At 56.6% G+C, this 19,871-nt stretch carries 19 protein-coding genes; 14 read left to right on the top strand and 5 right to left on the bottom strand.

Annotation, left to right across the window (positions count from 1 at the left end; genetic code table 11):
* Positions 1-167: 167 nt before the first annotated feature.
* The 13 genes from BLT54_RS14260 (at position 168) to BLT54_RS14200 (ending at position 12,988) form a co-directional block, all read left to right on the top strand.
* Positions 168-1,190 carry an ABC transporter ATP-binding protein gene (locus BLT54_RS14260; protein WP_074645973.1) on the top strand — a complete coding sequence of 341 codons (1,023 nt, stop codon included), beginning with the start codon at positions 168-170 and terminating at the stop codon, positions 1,188-1,190.
* Positions 1,190-2,101: an ABC transporter permease gene (locus tag BLT54_RS14255; protein WP_074645972.1), complete on the top strand. Its 912-nt coding sequence runs from the start codon at positions 1,190-1,192 to the stop codon at positions 2,099-2,101. The genes BLT54_RS14260 and BLT54_RS14255 overlap by 1 nt, the downstream gene beginning before the upstream one ends.
* 3 nt (positions 2,102-2,104) lie before the next feature.
* Positions 2,105-2,947 carry an ABC transporter permease gene (locus tag BLT54_RS14250; RefSeq protein ID WP_074645971.1) on the top strand — a complete coding sequence of 281 codons (843 nt, stop codon included), beginning with the start codon at positions 2,105-2,107 and terminating at the stop codon, positions 2,945-2,947.
* Complete coding sequence (locus BLT54_RS14245; RefSeq protein WP_074645970.1) at positions 2,944-3,675, top strand: SDR family NAD(P)-dependent oxidoreductase; 732 nt, start codon at positions 2,944-2,946, stop codon at positions 3,673-3,675. The genes BLT54_RS14250 and BLT54_RS14245 overlap by 4 nt, the downstream gene beginning before the upstream one ends.
* A gap of 24 nt (positions 3,676-3,699) precedes the next feature.
* On the top strand, positions 3,700-4,452 hold the full coding sequence (locus BLT54_RS14240) for an SDR family NAD(P)-dependent oxidoreductase (RefSeq protein ID WP_218129384.1): 753 nt from the start codon (positions 3,700-3,702) through the stop codon (positions 4,450-4,452).
* Positions 4,453-4,531: 79 nt separating this feature from the next.
* Positions 4,532-5,752, top strand: a complete 1,221-nt coding sequence (locus BLT54_RS14235) for an ABC transporter substrate-binding protein (RefSeq protein ID WP_074645968.1) — start codon at positions 4,532-4,534, stop codon at positions 5,750-5,752.
* 76 nt (positions 5,753-5,828) lie between these two features.
* Positions 5,829-6,896, top strand: coding sequence for an ABC transporter ATP-binding protein (locus BLT54_RS14230; protein ID WP_074645967.1), 1,068 nt, complete (start codon positions 5,829-5,831; stop codon positions 6,894-6,896).
* 23 nt (positions 6,897-6,919) lie between these two features.
* Positions 6,920-7,798 carry a polysaccharide deacetylase family protein gene (locus BLT54_RS14225; RefSeq protein WP_074645966.1) on the top strand — a complete coding sequence of 293 codons (879 nt, stop codon included), beginning with the start codon at positions 6,920-6,922 and terminating at the stop codon, positions 7,796-7,798.
* 72 nt (positions 7,799-7,870) lie between these two features.
* Positions 7,871-8,203: a hypothetical protein gene (locus tag BLT54_RS14220; RefSeq protein WP_074645965.1), complete on the top strand. Its 333-nt coding sequence runs from the start codon at positions 7,871-7,873 to the stop codon at positions 8,201-8,203.
* Positions 8,200-9,255 carry a CobW family GTP-binding protein gene (locus BLT54_RS14215; protein WP_074645964.1) on the top strand — a complete coding sequence of 352 codons (1,056 nt, stop codon included), beginning with the start codon at positions 8,200-8,202 and terminating at the stop codon, positions 9,253-9,255. The genes BLT54_RS14220 and BLT54_RS14215 overlap by 4 nt, the downstream gene beginning before the upstream one ends.
* Complete coding sequence (locus BLT54_RS14210) at positions 9,252-10,445, top strand: ABC transporter substrate-binding protein (protein WP_074645963.1); 1,194 nt, start codon at positions 9,252-9,254, stop codon at positions 10,443-10,445. The genes BLT54_RS14215 and BLT54_RS14210 overlap by 4 nt, the downstream gene beginning before the upstream one ends.
* Before the next feature lie 29 nt (positions 10,446-10,474).
* A complete protein-coding gene (locus BLT54_RS14205) occupies positions 10,475-11,458 on the top strand; it encodes an asparaginase (RefSeq protein ID WP_074645962.1) in 984 nt (327 codons plus the stop codon).
* Between the two features lie 543 nt (positions 11,459-12,001).
* Positions 12,002-12,988, top strand: a complete 987-nt coding sequence (locus BLT54_RS14200; protein WP_074645961.1) for a response regulator — start codon at positions 12,002-12,004, stop codon at positions 12,986-12,988.
* Between the two features lie 11 nt (positions 12,989-12,999).
* On the opposite strand, the gene BLT54_RS14195 is transcribed toward BLT54_RS14200, so the two are convergent.
* The 5 genes from BLT54_RS14195 to BLT54_RS14170 form a co-directional block, all read right to left on the bottom strand.
* Positions 13,000-14,850 (bottom strand): sensor histidine kinase, encoded by a 1,851-nt coding sequence (locus BLT54_RS14195; protein WP_074645960.1) that lies wholly within the window; start codon positions 14,848-14,850, stop codon positions 13,000-13,002.
* A gap of 436 nt (positions 14,851-15,286) precedes the next feature.
* A complete protein-coding gene (locus tag BLT54_RS14185; protein WP_074645958.1) occupies positions 15,287-16,387 on the bottom strand; it encodes a thiolase family protein in 1,101 nt (366 codons plus the stop codon).
* Positions 16,378-17,589 (bottom strand): AMP-binding protein, encoded by a 1,212-nt coding sequence (locus BLT54_RS14180; RefSeq protein WP_176832890.1) that lies wholly within the window; start codon positions 17,587-17,589, stop codon positions 16,378-16,380. Before BLT54_RS14180 ends, BLT54_RS14185 begins: the two co-directional genes overlap by 10 nt.
* Entirely contained in the window at positions 17,576-18,274 is a 699-nt protein-coding gene (locus BLT54_RS14175; RefSeq protein WP_074645957.1) for a nitroreductase, read from the bottom strand. The genes BLT54_RS14180 and BLT54_RS14175 overlap by 14 nt, the downstream gene beginning before the upstream one ends.
* 245 nt (positions 18,275-18,519) lie before the next feature.
* Positions 18,520-18,786 (bottom strand): hypothetical protein, encoded by a 267-nt coding sequence (locus BLT54_RS14170; protein WP_074645956.1) that lies wholly within the window; start codon positions 18,784-18,786, stop codon positions 18,520-18,522.
* A gap of 288 nt (positions 18,787-19,074) precedes the next feature.
* On the opposite strand from BLT54_RS14170, the gene BLT54_RS22200 reads away from it, so the two are divergent.
* The gene (locus BLT54_RS22200) at positions 19,075-19,866 is read left to right on the top strand and encodes a helix-turn-helix domain-containing protein (protein ID WP_143026823.1); all 792 of its coding nucleotides are present in this window, start codon (positions 19,075-19,077) and stop codon (positions 19,864-19,866) included.
* The last annotated feature ends 5 nt before the right edge of the window (positions 19,867-19,871 follow it).

Below are 19,871 nucleotides of genomic sequence, written 5' to 3'. Positions count from 1 at the left end.
AAATGCGGCTTAAGCCTTTAATAGTACAATAATAATGCATTCCCTTGCGCTCACCTCACTTTAACAAAACGATTTTTAGAATACAAAGATCATTTATTTACTTTACGAAATACAAGAATCGATGTTTGTATCAACAAAATCAAAAATATCGAAACAGGGGAAAATCAGTGCTGACGCTAAGCCGAGTAAGCCGCAGATACGGCGAAACTGTCGCCTTGAGTGGCGTGGATTTTGTCGTCCCGGAAAACACATATATGTCGCTGCTTGGCGCGTCCGGTTCGGGAAAGACGACTCTTTTGCGCCTGATCGCGGGGTACGAAGAACCCGATCAGGGAGAGATTTCCATTGATGGCGAACGGATCGACGGCCAGCCCTCTCATCTGCGCGACATTGGGTTTGTGTTCCAGAACTTCGCTCTTTTTCCACATCTGACCGTGGCCGAAAACGTAGCGTTCGGGTTGCGCTATAGGGCCTCTGCGCCGTTGACCAAAGAGTCCGAAATCAAAGAGCGGACCGAAGACATGATGGCGCTTGTCGGGCTGTCGGGCTTTGGTCACCGGGCGGTCAGTGCGATTTCCGGCGGGCAGCGTCAGCGCGTTGCGCTCGCCCGAACGCTGGTATGCGAACCGCGGATTGTTCTGCTTGACGAACCGCTTGGGGCGCTTGACGCCAACTTGCGAGCACGGATGTGCGACGAGTTGAAAGCAATCCGGGAACGTCTCGGCGTAAGCTTTCTTCATGTGACCGGCTCCGAAACAGAAGCTCTCACCATGGGCGACAAGGTGGCGGTTCTTGCGAATGGACGCATTGTGCAGTCCGACGCACCCGATATGCTTTTCAACCAACCTGGAAATGCCGAGGCTGCGCGGCATCTCAATGCATGGAACATCTTTGAGGCCGGGCTGTGTCGCGGTGATTTCTCTTCGGGCACAATCGCTGTGCGGTTTGACCAGATGGATGTGAGCGCGGAAGGCGCCGCACCGCAAGGGCGTCCCGCTTTGGGCGCGAAATATCTGACTGGAGAATTCAACGGGCCGACCGCGCTGTCCTTTTTTCGCGCGGATGACGGCACGCTTTTGCAGGTCATTGATCACCTGAGCCAACCCCGCTTGCCCGATCTTGTCGAAGGTCAGCGCTACGATATCCACTTTGCCCCGCAAGCCTTGCGCCAATTTCACGGAGCCGCCTGATGTCAGCCCTGTCTACAGACACCCACTCCGCCACCACACATTCCCCCGCCGAATTGCGCGAGAAAAAGGACCGGCGTCGCGCGATCAGCCTTTTGACTCCGGGCCTGTTGTGGATGTTTTTCTTCATGGTCCTGCCGATGGCTATGGTGATCTATGTGTCCTTCTGGACCCAGACGACATTCTCGGTGAATTCGACCCTGACCACCGCAAGTTGGAAACACTTCCTGAGTTCTGCGACCTATCTCAGTGCGATCTGGACCACACTGCGCATCTGGCTCATCGTTTTGATCGCGACCGTTGTGGTCGGCTATCCGGTGGCGCTTTTCATCGGGCTTTTCGTGCGCAACAAGACGCTGCAAACGGCTCTGCTCGTGGCCTGTGTGATCCCGTTCTGGACCTCTTTCCTGATCCGTGTGATCGCATGGCGTCCGATGTTGGGGACCGAAGGGGCGATCAACGTGATCCTAATGAAACTCGGGATCATCTCTGAACCTCTGACTTTTCTTTTGTTCTCCGAGTTTTCCGTGCTTGTCGGCATGACCCAGATTTACTGCGTATTCATGGTTGGGCCGATCACCTTCATGCTGGGGCGGATCGACATCTCCGTGATCGAAGCCGCACGCGATCTCGGAGCCTCCTTCGGAACCATTTTCCGCCGGATCATTCTTCCGCTGTCACTGCCGGGGGTCATTGTCGGTGCGATCTTTGTTTCCGTCATGGTGCTTGGCGAGTTCGCGACCGCGGCATCGCTTTCGGGCCGCAAAGTCAACCTTCTTGGAAATATCATCGTGAGCCAGGTCGGTTCGCTCAAATGGGCCTTCGCTGCCGTCGCAGGTGTCGTGCTCACCATCATCATCACCGCCGTGATCGCGCTCGCTCTGCGTCTCGTCGATCTGCGAAAGGAAATGTGAGCCATGGAATCTCGTATCCTTCGTCCGACCCTCGCCATTTATACGGCATGCTTTCTGCTGTTTCTCTACGGGCCGATGATCGTCCTCGCGATCCTCTCCTTTCAAAGCATCGACGGCGGTCCACAATTTCCGATCCGCGACTGGTCGATCTACTGGTATGAGCATCTTCTGGGGCTGGCCGAGACCTCTCGCGTGTCCCAGCTACCAGTGGGCGAGAGCCTGATCCGTTCTATTGTTCTGGCCTTTATGACCACGGTGGTCGCCACGGTTCTTGGCGTTATGAGCGCCGAAGCCTTTCGCACAAAATTCAAAGGCTCCGGTCCTGCCTTTTACCTCATCATCCTCGGGATGATGGTGCCGGGGGTTCTGGTCGGTCTCGGGATGGCGCTTTTGTCCAATACGCTCGATCTCGGACGGGCATGGTGGGGGACGTCTTTCGTCCTGCACGTTGTCTACACCTATCCCTTTGCTTTCCTTGTCATGCTCGCCATTTTCAATCGGTTCGACCGCACGGTTGAAGAAGCCTCCCTCTCTCTCGGTGTCAGCCCGGCTCAGACGTTCCGCCGCGTGACGTTCCCGATCATTTTTCCGGGGGTGCTCTCCGCCATGCTGTTCTCTTTCACGCTCAGCTATGACGAGTTTGCGCGAACGCTGTTTACGGCTGGCCGCGACCTGACCCTGCCGCTGGCGATCTATGGCACCTTTTCGGTGGAAATCTATCCCAATCTCTTTGCTTTCGGTGTTCTCACGACGCTCTTCAGCTTCACGCTTTTGGTCATCTACGGACTGTTGATGAAGCGGTTTACATCCAAAGCCTCGCGTTACAAAGGCCAGGAGGACGCATGATGATTGCACTTGTTACCGGAGCAGGGTCTGGCATCGGGGCCGCGATCGCCCAACGTCTCGCCGCCGACGGGCATATCGTCGCCGTCAATGACCTTTCGCTTGAGGTCGCCAAAACAACCGTCGCGCAAATCCATGCCGCCGGGGGTGTTGCCGGAGCCTATGCCGCCGATGTCAGCGACGAGGCCGCCGTCACCGAGATGATCGCTTTGATCACCGAAGATTTCGGCGCGCCGGAGATTTTGGTCAACAACGCGGGCTTCGGCCATCAGGCGCCTTTCATCGAGATCACGCCAGAGATGTTCGACAAGATTTTCGCCGTGCATGTCCGTGGCAACTACCTTTGCACCCGGGCCTGCCTGCCCGCGATGCTCGCGAAAGGGCAGGGGCATATCGTCAATATCGCCTCGCAACTCGGCCAGATCGGCGGTGTTGAACTGACCCATTATGCAGGGGCCAAGGCCGCTGTGATTGGGATGACCAAATCTCTCGCCCGTGAGGTGTCCGCCAAGGGCGTGCGCGTCAATGCCGTCGCGCCGGGGCCGATCAATACACCTCTGGTCGAGGCTTTGTCCGAAGATTGGAAAACCGCCAAGCGCGCCGAGTTGCCTTTGGGACGCTTTGGCAGTCCGGCCGAAGTGGGCGGTGTTGTCTCTTTCCTTGTCTCCGACGATGCGGCGCTTTTCGTTGGACAAACGCTCGGGCCGAACTCCGGCGACGTCATGCTCTGACCTCTTCAAACGGATATGAATCAAATGGATAAACGTATTGTTCTCATCACCGGCGCAGGCATCGGCATTGGCCGCGCCACCGCTCTGGCCTTTGCCGCCCAAGGCGATCATGTCGTTGTAACCGATGTGCTCGAAGACAAAGGCAAAGCCGTCGTCGCAGAGATCGAGCATGCCGGTGGCAGTGCAGAGTTCCACCCATTGAATGTGCGTTCTACCGAGGCGGCGGATGCGCTGGTCGGTGATCTCAACAGCCGTTTCGGCGGGATCGACGTGATCGTTGCCAATGCGGGCATCGCCCTGCGGGTCCCGATGTCGGAGATGACCGACGAGACCTGGCATGAGACCCTCGACATCAATCTCTATGGCATGTTGCGGGTGATCCGTCCGGCTTTGCCCGCGATGAAAGAGGGCGCGTCAATCATTTGCCTCTCTTCCATTATGGGCACGAATTACGGTTGGGACGAGCATGTGCATTACTCGACCGCGAAATCCGGTGTGATCGGTATGATCCGCGGTCTGGCGGTGGAATATGCCCAGAAGGGCATACGCGTCAACGGCGTCGCTCCGGGTTACATTCGCACCGCGCAGCTTCTCAATCCGGGGCATAGCCTTGGACCGGATGCTGCCGAGATTGCCTCGCCTTACATCCCGATGAAGCGATTGGGCGAACCCGCTGAAATCGCCAATGTCATCAAGTTTCTTGCGTCTTCTGACGCGTCCTACCTCACCGGTCAGGTCGTGACGGTGGATGGGGGCTTAGCCCCCGGACGCTACTGAAGTCGCCAATGATAAGAGGCGAATAACGCCTCGTTTTCTTTCGATCAACGTCAATACGCCAGCAATAGGGAAAGACACTATGACTTTGAAATCCAACCGCCGTACCTTTCTGAAATACGGTGCCGCTGCGGGGGCTGCCGCCCTTGGTTCCGGTTTGCACCCTTGGTCGCGCATGGCTTATGCCGCGAACCTTTCCGATCTGGAATTGCGCACCACCGGTCTGTCCACGACCGTTCAGGATCGCATTCTTGAAATGTTCAAGGTCCAGACGGGCGTTGGAGCGACCTCCGGCACGCCGTCCACATTTCCGGACGCCCAGACCAAAATCCTGTCTGGCTCCTCGGATTACGATTGCTGGGAAATCATCGGCGAGCGCCTTCCGGCGCTGATCGCGACCGACAATGTGGAAACCATTCCGGCAGCGGAGCTTCCGAACTGGGCGTCGATCCGCGACACTTTCACCAAAACCAACCCGAAATGGCAGCCGCAAGAGCAGATCTCCGGCCAAATTTGGGCGGACGATGCGCAGACACAGCTCTACATGGTGCCAGCCGTCTACAACTACGACTCCATTGGCTATAATCCCGACGTGTTGAGCGCCGAGGAGGCCAACACATGGACCGCGCTGTTCGATGAAAAATGGCAAGGGAAATCTGGCCTGAACGTTGACCCGCTCATCGCCATCGGTCAGGCCGTCCTCGCAATGAATTCGCTCGGTTTGCTTGAGGCGAAAAACCCCGGCAACCCGACGAAGTCCGAAATCGACGAAGCCGCCAAATTCCTTATCGCCAAGAAGAAAGCCGGTCAGTTCCGTGCGCTTTGGGGCGATTTCGGTGAGCTGGTGAACCTTATGGCTTCGGGGGAAATGGTTGTCTGTGACGCGTGGCAGCCCGCCGTCATGGCGGTGAAGGCACAGGGTAAGCCCGCCAAATACGCGACACCAAAAGAAGGGTATCGCGGCTGGGCCATCGGTCCATCAATGCTCAAGGGGACGCCAAACCGCGAGGCCGTCATCGCCTATGCGAACTTCTGGTTGTCGGGTGAGCCGGGCATCGCCGTGACCGAACAGGGCTACTATTCGCCGTCCACAAACATCAAAGACGCGATGGACCCCGACAAATACGCCTTCTGGTATGAGGGTCAGCCGTGGAAAGGTGAGCCGGAGCGTGGCATCAATCCGGGCGATCTGCGCGATGGCGGGTCTCTTGATGAGCGCGCGTCCAACGTTGCGTACTGGCACCAGTGGCCGAATGAGTACGATCACCTGATCATGCGTTGGGACGAATTCCTGAACGCCTGATGCGTGACCGCGGGCGTCTGATGCCTCTTCGGACGCCCGCCCATTTCCAATGCTTAAAAACCGAAAGTTGAGTGCCATGGTCCACGACCTCGAACTTATTTCCGTTGGTAAAACCTATCCTGACGGCACCGTTGCTGTTTCTGATTTCGACCTGAAAGTGGAGAAGGGCGAATTCGTGGCCTTTCTTGGACCAAGTGGATGCGGTAAATCCACGACTTTACGGATGATCGCAGGGTTTGAGCACATCACCAATGGCGACGTCTTGATGATGGGGCAGAATGTGACAGATGTCCCGCCTGAGAAACGGCCAACCTCCATGATTTTCCAAAACTATGCGTTGTTCCCGCATATGTCGGTGCGCGAGAATGTCGCTTTCGGGCTTGATGTCAAAGGCACTCCCAAAACGGAACGCGACCGCAAGGTGGATCGCATCCTCGATATGTTCGACCTCGAACAGGTCGCGGATCGCAAGGCCGATAAACTATCGGGGGGCCAGCGTCAGAGGATCGCGCTGGCGCGTGGTCTGGTCGTTGAGCCGGAAATACTTTTGCTCGACGAACCGCTCGGAGCGCTGGACGCAAACCTACGACGGATCATCCAGAACGAATTGAAGCTTTTGCAGCGCGAACTGGGCATCACTTTTATTTTCGTGACCCATGCGCAATCCGAGGCTCTTGGCCTCTCAGACCGCGTCGTGGTCATGTCCAACGGGGTGGTGGAACAAATCTCCCCGCCGCGCGACTTGTATCGCAGGCCGAAAACGCCCTTTGTCGCGGATTTCATCGGCTCGAACACGGTGTTCGAGGGCACACCCAAAGGGGCAACAGCAAAAGGGTTTGGCCGGATTGAGACCCCCTTTGGTCTGATCGAAGGTGTCGGGCTTGGCAATGAGAGCCTTGCTGTCGTGCCTGCGGAGGCCTTTCGCATCACGCCACAGAACACGCCGGGCGAAATCCGGTTCGAAGGCCGCTTGGCCGAGCGCAAGTTGGTTGGCGCCGTCGGTCATCTCAAAGTGCGGCTTTCAGAGGACCGTGAGATTGCCGTCGAAGTGAGCGCCGATCGTCCCGAGGTGCGCGCGCTTGAACTGGGCGCACCGATCACCCTTGGGGTCGACCCGGCCTCTGTCACTCTTATTCACACTTAACCCCCCAACAGGAGACAAATCCAATGGCAAAAGAAATTCTCGTCGGTTTCGGGATTGATGTTGACGCCGTGGCCGGCTGGCTCGGGTCCTACGGTGGCGAAGACAGCCCCGATGACATTTCCCGCGGTCTGTTCGCAGGCGAAGTCGGCTCGATCCGTCTTCTCGATCTGTTCGACAAATTCGGGATCAAAACCACTTGGTTCATTCCCGGCCACTCCGCAGAGACCTTTCCCGAACAGATGAAAGAAGTCGCAAAGCGCGGTCACGAGATCGGTATCCACGGCTATAGCCACGAAAACCCGATCGCCATGACACCTGAACAGGAAGAGGCAGTGCTCGACAAATGTATTGATCTGATCACCGAACTTTCGGGCAAGCGTCCGACCGGCTATGTTGCGCCGTGGTGGGAATTCTCGGCCGTGTCCAACGAGCTTCTGCTCAAAAAGGGTATCAAGTACGATCACTCTTTGATGCATAAGGATTTTGAGCCGTACCGCGTACGTGTGGGCGATACATGGACCAAGATCGACTACGCCGGCAAGCCCGAGGACTGGATGAAGCCGCTTGTGCGCGGTGAGGAAACCGATCTGATCGAGATTCCTGCCAACTGGTATCTCGACGACCTGCCGCCGATGATGTTCATCAAGAAATCCCCGAACTCCCACGGTTTCGTGAATCCCCGCGACATCGAACAGATGTGGCAGGACCAGTTCGATTGGGTCTATGAGAACATGGATTACGCCGTTTTCCCGATCACCATTCACCCGGATGTCTCTGGCCGTCCGCAAGTGTTGCTGATGCTCGAACGCTTGTTCAAACATATGGCCGCGCATGATGGTGTGAAATTTGTCACCATGGACGAAATGGCCGACAACTACGACAAAAAGTTCCCGCGCGGCTAAACCTCGCGGTGCCTTTGGCGGACGGGCAATCCCCGGCTCCGTCCGCCATTTAACGAGACGAAGGAGAGAGGCATGTGTTCGCTTTGCGGTATTCTTGGCTGTGATGACCACTGGACCAACGCGATTGTGCGCCCAGGTGTCTACACCCGTAATCATGACACGCAATCGCGCCGTGCCGAGGGCATGCGACGCCTGAAGTCTGCCAATGCAGTCCTCTCATATCGCCGTCTTAAGCTTGATGTCTGGCAAGGGCGGTCCTATGTCATGACGTCTCCGACCGGTGGCTCCAGCGTGTTCGAGGCCCTGTCCCATCTTTGGTCGGAGGCGGAGGCCTTATCGGGCCGCGATCTTGATCCGCTCGACGATGATCTCATTGAATGGATGGAAGAGAGGACAAGCCTATGACTCCTGTCATCCTGCTCACTGGGTTTCTTGGGTCTGGCAAAACAACGCTTCTGCAACGCCTGCTCACCGATCCCTCGATGAAAGGCGCGGCCGTGCTGATCAACGAGTTTGGCGAGGTTGGGTTGGATCACGAGCTGCTGGACCGCATTGATGACACCGTGGTGTTGTTGAAATCCGGCTGTATCTGCTGCACCGTTCGGGGTGAAGTGGCCGATGCATTGTCCAATCTCCATAGCCTAAGGGCGCGCGGCGAGATCGTCTTTGATCGGGTGGTGATCGAAACGACAGGGCTGGCTGATCCATATCCCGTCTTGCAAACGCTGACCGCGCATCCTGTGCTGCGGTCACATTTTACCAATGGCGGCGTTCTCACAACAGTGGATGCGGTCAACGCTGTGCTTCAGGTTGAGCATCGCTCAGAGGCCGTGCGTCAGATTGCGGCGGCGGACCGGATCGTGTTGACCAAGACGGATCTCACGGAGCCAGAGACGGAACAGGCGCTGCGGCGGCGTCTCGCGCGGATCAATCCGGGCGCACTTATTTTGACGACAGAGGCTTCTGTTGACGTGATCCTTGGGGGTTTCGGCTCGACCGATTTCGCCAATACTCTTGCCAGCGAGGGGGGAGGCGATCCCCTTTGCGGACCAGCCTGTGATCACGCAGAGCACAAACATACCCATCATGATCATGCGCATGACCGCCACCACGCGCATCACCATGACGACGCGCTTGGCGTCACCAGCTTTTCCTTGGTGATTGAGCAGGAGATAGATTGGACTATGTTCGGGACTTGGCTTACACTTTTACTGCATAAGCACGGTGAGAGGATTTTCAGAGTGAAAGGTATTCTAGCGATCGAGGGCGAAGACAGCCCGATTGCGATACACGGTGTTCAACATCTCGTTCATGCTCCGACCCATATGGTGAATTGGCCAAAGGGGCCACGCCAGTCGCGGATCGTCTTTATCCTTGAAGGGCTGTCGCCGGACCAAATTCGCCGCTCCTTTACAGCCTTCATGGGGCTTTCTGAGGCCAGGACTGCGGCGGAATGACAGAGCCGCTTCGCATCCTGACAACTGAAATCCAGCCTTGGCGCTTTCTAAAAGACCGCGCTGAGAGTGATCTTGGGTTTCCTCTTGAATTCATCGAAATGGATTTCAACAGCGCGCAACGTTCCGCCGCGCTCGACCCGGCAAGCTATGATATTTATGATCAGTGTTTTCATAATCTCGACATTGTCTGGTATTGGCGCGCGGTGCAGGCCATTGATACCCGCCGGATTACACATTGGGACGATTTGGGTGAGTTGTCGCGGATGCCCGGCGCGCCGGGGCGTCAGGCGCTGGGCGATATCCCTGCGTCACGCCTGTTCGTCCAACACGACATGACCCTCTCGAACAGTCCGACAGGGCAGATATCCATGCTGCCTACCTTTTACAATTTTGACAGTTTTGCGGTTGAAACCACTGACGTGGATGTCGACCGTGACATCGTGAGTTGGGCGGAACTGCTGAATCCAAAATGGGCGGGTCGTGTCGCATTGGTGGATGAGCCGGCGATCGGTCTGTTCGATCTCGCTATGGCACTGGCGGCATCGGGGCAGATGAGTTTCGAGAATATGGGCAACATGAGTGTCGAAGAGATCGATGCTTTAAGCGAACATGCCCGGTCCCTGATCCTTAGCGGGCATTTGAGTCCCTTCTGGCTTCGTGCGAATGAGCCAGTGGAGCGGTTTTTGGAGTGTGAACTCAAACTCGCCTCGATCTGGTCGCCCACAATCGTCGAAATGAAACGCCAAGGTGTCCGCGTGCGTCAGGCCCATCCGCGCGAAGGCTACCGCGCATGGCATGGCGGCATGTGTCTGTCCCGCGTGTTGGAGGGGGAAAAACTCGACCGCGCCTATGAGTGGCTGAACTGGTATCTTGATGGCTATGCGGGGGCCGTGGTGGCGCGACAGGGCTATTACATGTCTGTGCCTGAACGGGTGAAGGCGCATCTGCCACAGGCCGATTGGGCGTATTGGTACGAAGGCCAACCTGCGGCGCATGTTCTTAAGGATGTGGCCGGACGTCCGGCGATACGGGCGGGGGAAACCCGTTCGGGCGGCTCTCGCGAAGACCGGTGTCGTCATATCGCGATTTGGAATTCCACCATGGACGAACATAACTATGTCGTGCGCCGGTGGAATGAATTGGTTGATTTGGCTGCCACCAAGGCGCGCACCAATCGCCGCGCCAGCTAAAAAGAAACGCACTCGTCGAGAGAAACCCAATGAAAAATGTAACCCTTATCGCCACTGGCGGAACCATTGCCTCTTCTGCAGATAAAGCTGCGGGTGCCGTGAACGCGGGGCTCACCGGCGAAGCTTTGTTGCGCAGTCTGCACGATCCGCTGGATGGAATTTCAGTCTTGGTTGAGAATTTCGAGGCCGCGGGCAGCTATGCGCTCGACCTTGCCACGATTCATCACCTGTGTCGCCGCATCGATGCCGTGCTCTCCGATGATGCGGTGGATGGGGTCGTCGTCACCCATGGGACCGACACGATGGAAGAAAGCGCATTCCTTGCTTGGGTGCTCACAAACACCGACAAACCCGTGGTGTTCACAGGCGCACAGCGCCATGCCGGTCAACCGGATACGGATGGGCCACGCAACATCCACGATGCGATCTGTGCCGCTGCCAGTGCAGAGCTGATAGGCGCGGGGCCGGTCATCCTGTTCGAGGGCGACATTCATGGTGCGCGCTATGTGACAAAGGCTCATACCTCGCGCGTGGATACGTTTCGTTCGATTGGCCATGGGAAATTAGGCGAGGTGGATCATGGCAAAGTGCATCTTTACACGCGACCCGCGCAGGCGCGTGTGGCACTTGATACGCCGAAGCTCGACCCGGATGTTGAATTGATTGGCCTCGGTCTTGGCAGTACGCCACGGCTGATGGGGCTGGCGGCGGATCATGGTGCCTCAGGGATTGTCCTGTCCGCTTTTGGGCGCGGCAATGCGCCGAAAGGCTTTGCCGATGAGGTCGCGCGGTTGGTTGCAAAAGGCTGTGTCGTCGCGGTCGCGTCCCGTTGCCAGGAGGGGCGCACCCGTGCGGTTTATGGCAAAGACAGCGGCGGGGTGACGCTGGTGGAACATGGCGCCCTGTTGGCTGGTGATCTGTCTGCCGTGAAAACCCGGTTGCTTCTTTCCGCTCTGCTGGGGGCTGGGCTATCGGGAAGTGCTCTGTCGGAGGCGTTCGCCCGCTATATCTGACTTGCGGCATCCGCTCCTCAAAAGCGGTCGGGTGGTTGCCGGGCGGTTGCGGCGAGGGAAACGCCTTGATGAAATTGTCATGAAACATGCGTATTGTTTCGGATATTTCTGACCCCTGCGTCATGCAAAACGCCCACAACATTGATATGTCTGGTAGCGTCACCCTTTCTCCTGCTTCAGGTGAAAGGCGTGACGCTTTAGTCGGACCGATGGAGCCTGTTCAACACCCCAGTACTGCGCCAAACTTTGCTCAATACGCCGAGCATTGAAGACACCATTTGCAACAGATTTCATGCATTGCCAATATCAATGGCAGGTGCCTCAGCACAGGCAGACATCACGTTGGGCTGTGTATTTAAGCTGATTTTGTATTCAAGATGATTTAAATCATGATGACCGAAAAATCTGTGGGTTATTGATTGTCATCGCATTTGGTTGCATTTTATTTGGGTGTACCCTAATGGTTTGACCGGGTTGTTCTGCATCTTCCTAAAGGCTGTATGAGTTAACGACGGTTGTCACATTTCTACTATAGAGGCATACATGCGAATTCTAGCTGTCGACGACGACCCGTACATACTTGAACTTCTTCCAATGATTGCGCTAAAGGCGGGGTTTTCCAAAGTGTCGACGGCCCCCTCCGGGGCCGCTGCGTTGGATCTTTTGAAAAACAGTGAGATACCATTCGAATGTCTCCTTCTGGATATCAATATGCCTGAGATGGATGGTATCGAACTTTGCACCCATGTCCGTGCAATCCCGTCCTATCGCAAGACGCCAATAGTCATGCTGACTGCGATGAAAGAGCGGGAATACATTGATCGTGCCTTTGAAGCTGGGGCCACAGATTATGCCAGCAAACCGTTCGACATAGTTGAATTGCGGACGCGTTTGCGACTGGCAAAGGAACTCATGGTCGCCCGGAAAAGTAACCTGCACACGAGTGGCGAGAGTTTGCCGCAGTCCCCCTCTGTTGGATCCGGCACCCCATCCCCTCTTTCCGAAGCCGTGATGATTGAGGGTATCAAAAACCTTGTCGATGAAAGAGCCTTGGAAAATTACCTGAAACAGCTTTCGAGAGCGGGCCTTGGGGGCTCACATATCTTTGCTGTCAAAATACACCAGATCGAAGCCATCCATGCCCGCGCCTCAGTGGCGGAGTTCTCATATGCACTCACGGAGGTGATAGATGCGATTTCCAACGCGTTGGGCACAACCAGCTATCTGATGTCCTATGTCGGCCACGGTGCTTACATTGTTGTCTCCAACGGGCCACGCTTTGAAAGCTCTGAAGAGGTGGAAGCCAACATTCAGACCATTCTCGACGAAAAGAACTCCGAATACGACAATGGTGATCCTCTGGATATCGAAGTGTCCGCCGGAAACCCGCTGCAACCCAACACCAGTGTGGCGCTTTTGATCCAAGAGACTTTTGCACGCGCCATTGCGCGTGCCGAGGCCCGAGTTGAGGAGAAAAAGAACGGGCCGAGGCCGATAAATATTCACTCAACCTACGGTGTTCCAAAGTGACCCGAAACAGATCAGTGGGCTGAACTCCCGCCTGGGTCTTCTATCGGAACTGTAAACCAAAATGTGGTTGTCTCATTTGGAATGCTTTCAAAGCCGATTTCCCCCCCTGTCTGCTCAACAATTTGTTTGGTGATGCTGAGACCCAGACCAGTCCCACCCTTGGGGTGGGTCGTTCCGGGAGAGGCTTGGAAAAAGGGCTCGAACATTTGAGCCTGCATGGACACAGGAATGCCTTCACCTTTGTTGCTGACGGAAATACGCACGGCTTCGCTTTGTGCAATAATCGAAATGTCGATTGAACTCCCTTTGGGGGCAAATTTTGTGGCGTTAGACAGGAGGTTGGCCATCACCTGTTCAAATCGTTTAGGATCAACAAAACCGCTTGCCGTCCGATCCGGGCAGATGACGTTGCAACGCACATCAGATATATCTGCAGCGGCTAAATTTGCCATCACGGCCTCCTCGACAAGCAAGACAAGCTGCTTTCGCGATAAGGAGAACTGCATCTTATTGGCCGAAAACTTTTCGAAATCCAGAATGTTGTTGACCAAACCGCGCAGGCGCTCCCCGTTTCTTTGCGCAATGAACAACAAACGCTGAGCCTCATCCGACAGGGGTTCGTCGTTCAGGGCGGACAGCAGCATCAAAGAACCAAGAACCGATGTCAGCGGCGTTCTCAACTCATGACTGACGGTGGACACAAACGCACTTTTAAGCTCGTTGAGACGCCGTTTTTCGGTGATATCTATTATTTGGCATATGAAATATTCCGGGCATCCATCAGCATCTTTAAGCATATTCACGGTTACAAGCGCCCACATGATGGACCCGTTCGCCCGAATGCAGCGCTTTTCGATCTCGTAATGCGAAATTTCACCGGATTTCAATTGGTTAAATAGACGAATTTCATCACCCTGATCATCAGGATGCGTCAATGTTTGAAAATCGAAAGTCAGAATCTCCTCGCTGGAATACCCCAGAAGATTACTCACAGCCGCATTCACACGTTGTAAATGACCGTCTAAACCGACAATGATTTTCCCAATGACCGGACTTTCGAAAGAGGCTCTGAACTGTTCGACACTCGCGCGCAGTGCGTTTTCAGTGGCCTTTATGTCGGAGATATCCATCATTGCGCCACTCAAACGAATAGGCTGACCTGCCTCATCCCGTTGCGACACCGCGATATCGGTGCGCATCCAGCCCCATTGCGTTCCATCCCGCGACCGTAATCGATATTCGCAACGGGCGCGTTCGCGTGTGTTTTCAAGACAAAGTCGGATTGGCTCCAGTGCGGCGTCAAGGTCGTCAGGATGCACGCGCTCGCGCCATTCCACCTGAACGTCCACCTCGTCCGTGGGGGTCAACTCCAGCAACTCTCGCCAGATATCCGACACAATCACGGTGTCATCAACGGGGTTGTATTCAAAAACGCCAATATGAGCGCCAACTATGGCATTGTTCGCCCGTTTCAACTCGTCTCTGACCAAACTCGCGGTTTTCAACTCGTTTGAAATGTCTCTTAAAACCAGTGCATGTTGTGGGCCATGGTCGGCATCAATCCATATCGTGACATGGACCGAGAGAGTGAGCAGATCCCCGTTTTTATGGCGTCCCGCTATTTTTTTAATGAGGGTATCCACGGCAGGAGGTTCGATGAAAGCATTCAACTCAGCCAAGGATTCAACGTTTAAAACATCACATATGTTGCGTGCTATCAACTCGCCTTCGTCATAGCCAAACAAGCGATTGGTCTTGTGATTGCTATGCAATATTTGACCTTCTGATCCTAAAATCATAAGCGCGACCTGCATGTGTTTGAAGGCTTGAATGATCGGAAAATCTTTCAATTGGGTGTTCAAAGCTCTTCCCCACGCGTTTCGCAAATGACAGATGCACAAATTCGGTGCTGTCACTCAGGTTTCCTGTGCGATTGAATTGGTGGCCTCAGGCAACGACTTTGTCTACCTTGCTTTTCGAAGTTTTGCAAAATTCACGGACGTGTTTGTCCTTTTGGCGCTTGGTATGAGGGAGACAGGGTGCTTTTCTGGTTCAGAAAATGCGAAATTCACCCCGGGTTGGGGTTGGATCTTTAGATTTCAATGGCCTCTGAGACCGCAAGAGCAGCTTCAAGCTCGACGCCCAGAGACCAGACCGTGCTGCCAACTTGCCGTGGCCCAACAAAACGGAACCATGCGCAGCTTGCCAGTCTTCTTGCCAGTCTTCTTGTCCGTCTGAGTGAGCACTGTTCGCGATGACGGCAGAGGGGTGAGGGCGGCGGGGTGAAGGCGGCGGGCGTTACACGGACGCATCCAAGACCAGTGCAGAGCCGATCCCACCCGCAGCGGCGATGGTGCACAGGGCGGGGCCGGGGCGTCGCGTCAGCTCGTGGAAGGCGCGGCAGACCAAGATGGCACCGGAGGCTCCAATCGGATGACCGCGCGCCAGAGCGCCACCTGAGATGTTGGTTCTGTCTTCGGGCAGATCGCCCAGTCTGATGCATGCGATGGCCTGCGCGGCATAGGCCTCCATCACTTCGATGGTCCCCAGATCATCTGGCGTGAGAGCGGATGCCGCAAGCACGCGTTTGATGGCTGAGACGGGGGCCATTCCGGGCAATGCCGAATCCGCGCCGACGCTGGCATGGGCGCGGATGGACACCGCATGATCCGCGAGAGCCCCCATATCATCGGCCACGACAAGGCAAAAGGCCGCCCCATCCGCCTCCACCGCCGTTGCGGCGGCGCTGACCGAACCCGCTAAGGCTTTGGAGCGACTGGCGGTTTTCATGGTCAATCTGCGTGTGAAGGCGTCCCTGTCCACGCCTCGGATCGAAACGATTTCGGCCCTCAGAACATCCTGTGCCGCCGTGGCCTTGCGATGGCTTTCGATGGCAAAATCATCCTGCTCTTGCCGCGCAATGCCCAAATCGCGCGCAAGATGGTCCGCAGCAACGGTCAGGTCCGGGTCCTGTTCGGGAAATGGGCTGAACGGGGGGCGGGTGTAAAATCTCGGCGCGCCGTCCTGACCGGATTGCGTTGCGCGCAGGGGACGCTGCGAAAAGCTTTCGCTTCCTCCTGCGATGACCGCACGGGCAAACCCCGCATCGACCCAAGCCGCCGCCATCGCGATCGCATCAAGCCCCCCTGCACATTGGGCGTCGATGCTGATGCCCGACACATGCCCAAGGCCGGAAAACAACGCGGCCATACGGGCGGGATTACCGCCGCCGCCCAGAGCGTTCGACAGAAAGATTTGCCCGATGTCGCCGGGTTTCAGGCCGGTATCGCGCAACATGGCATCAATGACAGGTGCGGCGAGTTCATGCGGGTGCAAGGTTGAAAATGCCCCGCCACGGGGCACGACTGCGGTGCGGCGGGCTGCGATGATCAAGGCCATGGGGGAGCCTGCGTCAAGCCTGCGAGATCCGGTTTTCCCGAGGCCAACAGGGGAAAGTGGGCGGTCAGGATGATCTTGCGTGGCACCATGGTCGCACCGAGGGCCTTGGTGATTTCCTGGCGCAGCCATGCGTCATCGGGGGGAGCCGTGGCCCCGGTTTCGATATAGGCGACCAGCACATGCCCGCGTCGCGCGTCGGGCCATGTGGTCACGGTCGACAGGCGGTCGGGCAAAAGTGTGGCCAAGAGCGTTTCAAGCGCCTCGGGGTGAACATTTCGGTCCGCGATTGTGACCATCCGATCACGCCGCCCCATCAGGAAAAGATAGCCGTTCTCGTCGAGGCGTCCGATCTCTCCGACTGTCATACCCGCTTCATCTCGTCGCGTCGCGGCACTTTCACCGTCGACGTAATGATCGAACAGATAGGGGCTTTGCACCCAAACCTCGCCCACACCGTCCTGCGCCGCGCGGATGTCCAGCGTCACGCCGGGATAGGCGCGGCCGACCGAACCGGGGGGCGTCTGGGCGTCGGTCAGCGTCACGAAACTTGTCTCGGAGGCGCCATAGAATGCGCGAAGCTCCGCGCGGGGGAACATCTGCGCGACATGCGCTCGGGTCGCCTCATCAAGCCGCCCGCCACCGCACAGCACGACACGCACCGAGGGGACGGGGGGACCGCTCAGCATCCGCAGGTGCGTCGGCGTCGCATAGATCACGCTGATCTGGTGACGGTTCAGCTGTTCGATCTGCGCTTTGGGCCGCAGCCCGTGCAGCAGGTGAAGACCAAGCCCGCAGTGATGGGATTCCGCGATGCCGTAGAGCGTCAGGGAATGGCTCAAGGCCCCAAAAACCGCCGCCCGATCGGAGGGGGCGAGGGCGAACAGCTTGCGGTTGACGGCGAAACTTGCGGTCCATGAGCTTCGGCTGCGCCGTATGACCTTTGGCTGTCCCGAGCTTCCCGATGTGCAGCATTCGATGGTCTCCCGGCCTGCGATTTCCAGAACGAAGGGGGCGCGAGGGTGCACGCGAAAGGCTTGGCCGGAGTTGAGACATGTCAACAAGCGCCGCAGGGCTGCGGCCTCTTCGCCTTCGGTATCGACCCCAGTGTTGGCCCCGGTATCGGCCCCTGTGTTGGCCCCAGTATCGGCCCCGGTGTCGCCCCGAAGCCGCCTGTCTCCCAGATAGACCTCAGTCGCGCTCATCGGGGTGATCTTTCTCGAAACCATGGAACGTCGCGTAGTCCTCAATCGGCGCGCGCTCTGTCCTGAGAGCATTGACCGCGGCCTGCCCGTCCGGTCGGCCAAGAGCGATCCCGCACACCACGATGTCGTCCTGCGCCAGACCGAGCGTCTGATGCGTCAACCGTCCGTGATTGGCCAGCGCCCCGATGCCGCAGGTGCCATAGCCCATGCTGTGCGCGTGTAGCATCAAGGCCATCAACGCCATGCCCAGATCCATAAAACAGCCCGCGCCCATCGTGCGCTCGATGGTCACGACGATGCCGACGGGGGCATCGAAGAAACGGTAATTCTTGGCAAATTGCGCCTGCCGTCCGGCGATGTCACGCCGTTCGATCCCCAAGGCATGGTAAAGCGCATACCCGGCTCTGGTTTGCCGCGCGCGCAGATGAGGCGGCAACGGATTTGGGAAATAACTGTATTCGGAGGGCTCGGGCGGACTTTGCGCAACAGAGGCAAGTGCCTCGCGCAGCCGATCAAGCGGCGCGCCGGTCAAGACATGGAACCCGCCGGGCTGTAGGTTCGCGCCACTTGGCGCGCGTCGCGCGGCGCAGAGTATGTCCCGCAGGTCGGCCAAAGGCACCGCATCCGGCAGGAAGGCGCGGCAGGAGTTACGCTGTTCGAGAAGCTGAAAGATAGGGTTGCTCATAACGGGGCAAGGGCCTTCCTCGGCAGTTCATTGTGACAGCACTCTCTTTGTATTTATTGAGGCGGCGCTCCCTTGTCCAGCCTGCGTGCCTCACCCAACTGCGGCACTCGTTCAACGCTGCGGTATGCGAGAGAGGACGCGCGCGGGATTTGGTGCGCGGGATTTGGCGCGCGGGACTTGGCGCGGCGGTGATGGCCCAGAATGAAGCCTGTGAAGCGTCGTGGACGACCCTGTTTGGCCAGATTTTATGCGGCTGTGACGTCTTCGGCCAACTCTCGCAAATGATTTGCAATTTCCGGGGCAGCAAAGCGTTGGATGGGCATCAGATGATAACAAATGCGAATGCCGTTTTCATAGCGTGCCTTGATTGAAACCATCGTTCCTGTTTCAGGCATCGAGAACCCACCAACCAGAATGTCCAATCCACAAGCATAGGCGAGATCGCCGTGATCACTACACCAAATAACGGCCTTATGTGTGTCAGGATCGGACCAAAGAACGATTCCGTCCATAATTGAAACCTTTTAAATTCATGTCATCCATTGAGCATATACTCGTATCATGAGCAGAAGGCGTATAACATTCGGATTTATGTGTCATGATATGATCATTCTGACGCTGTTTGGCGTCAAGCGGACAGCCTATCCTAAGATTTTACACAAAACTGTATCAACCAACCCTATTTTTGCGCATACTCTGTGTCATCAGGGCGGGTTTTCATGTGATACAACGTCTTCGCCATGCCCCGAGAAGCGCGCAGCTTTGTTTTTCAACAGAATGCAATCTGAGGGGGGCATGACGTGAAACAGGATGTATCTCCTGCACAGCTGAGGCGTGTTTTCGGAGAGAATTTAACGCGTCTGTCGGAAGGTGCCACCTCCGTCTCACAGCTGTGCCGCGACCTTGGCATCAATCGTACGCAATACAATCGCTATCTCAAAGCCGAAGCGTTCCCGCGCCCGGATGTGTTATATCGCATCTGTCAGTATTTTGATGTGGATGCGCGGATTTTGTTGGAGCCTTTGGACAGCATCAAATCGCAAGCTCAAAAAGGGGCTGCGGTGCGCGAACTCGCGGGGTTTTTGGGCGGATTGAGCGAGGTGGGGATCTCGCCGGCGGAACTGCCAGACGGGCCCTACCTGCATTATCGGGTGTCCTATTTTGACGCCTGCGCGCTAAGTTGCCATTTGTTCACGCTCAAACGCGATGAGGTGGGCGTGATGCAAATCTCGGGCTTTATGTCGCGTGTCGCCAGCGAAAGGGTGGGCTTTGGCAAAGCGATGTCGATGCGCCGCTATCGCGGGATCGTGTTTCGCCAAATGCTTGGGTTTTCTTTTATTTCGGCGATGGACCGCGTGCCCTTGATGAACCTCGGCGGGTTTGAACCAAATTATCTTGGCAATCCGAGGTTCCTGTTCGGCAGCGCCATTTCAACCCAAGACGTGCGCGCGCCTTCGCCATTGCTGTTGGAACGTCTTGAACCAAGTTTGGCGGTGATGATCCGGCGGCGACATGACATTGGCATTCATCCGCGCGGGGGGTATCCGGCTTTGGTGCGGGGATATTTCGACAAACATGCGCCAATGAGGTAGGCGCG

The organism is Celeribacter baekdonensis, from assembly GCF_900102315.1.
Taxonomy (GTDB): Bacteria; Pseudomonadota; Alphaproteobacteria; order Rhodobacterales; family Rhodobacteraceae; genus Celeribacter; species Celeribacter baekdonensis.
This window is presented reverse-complemented; position numbering and strand designations above follow the sequence as displayed.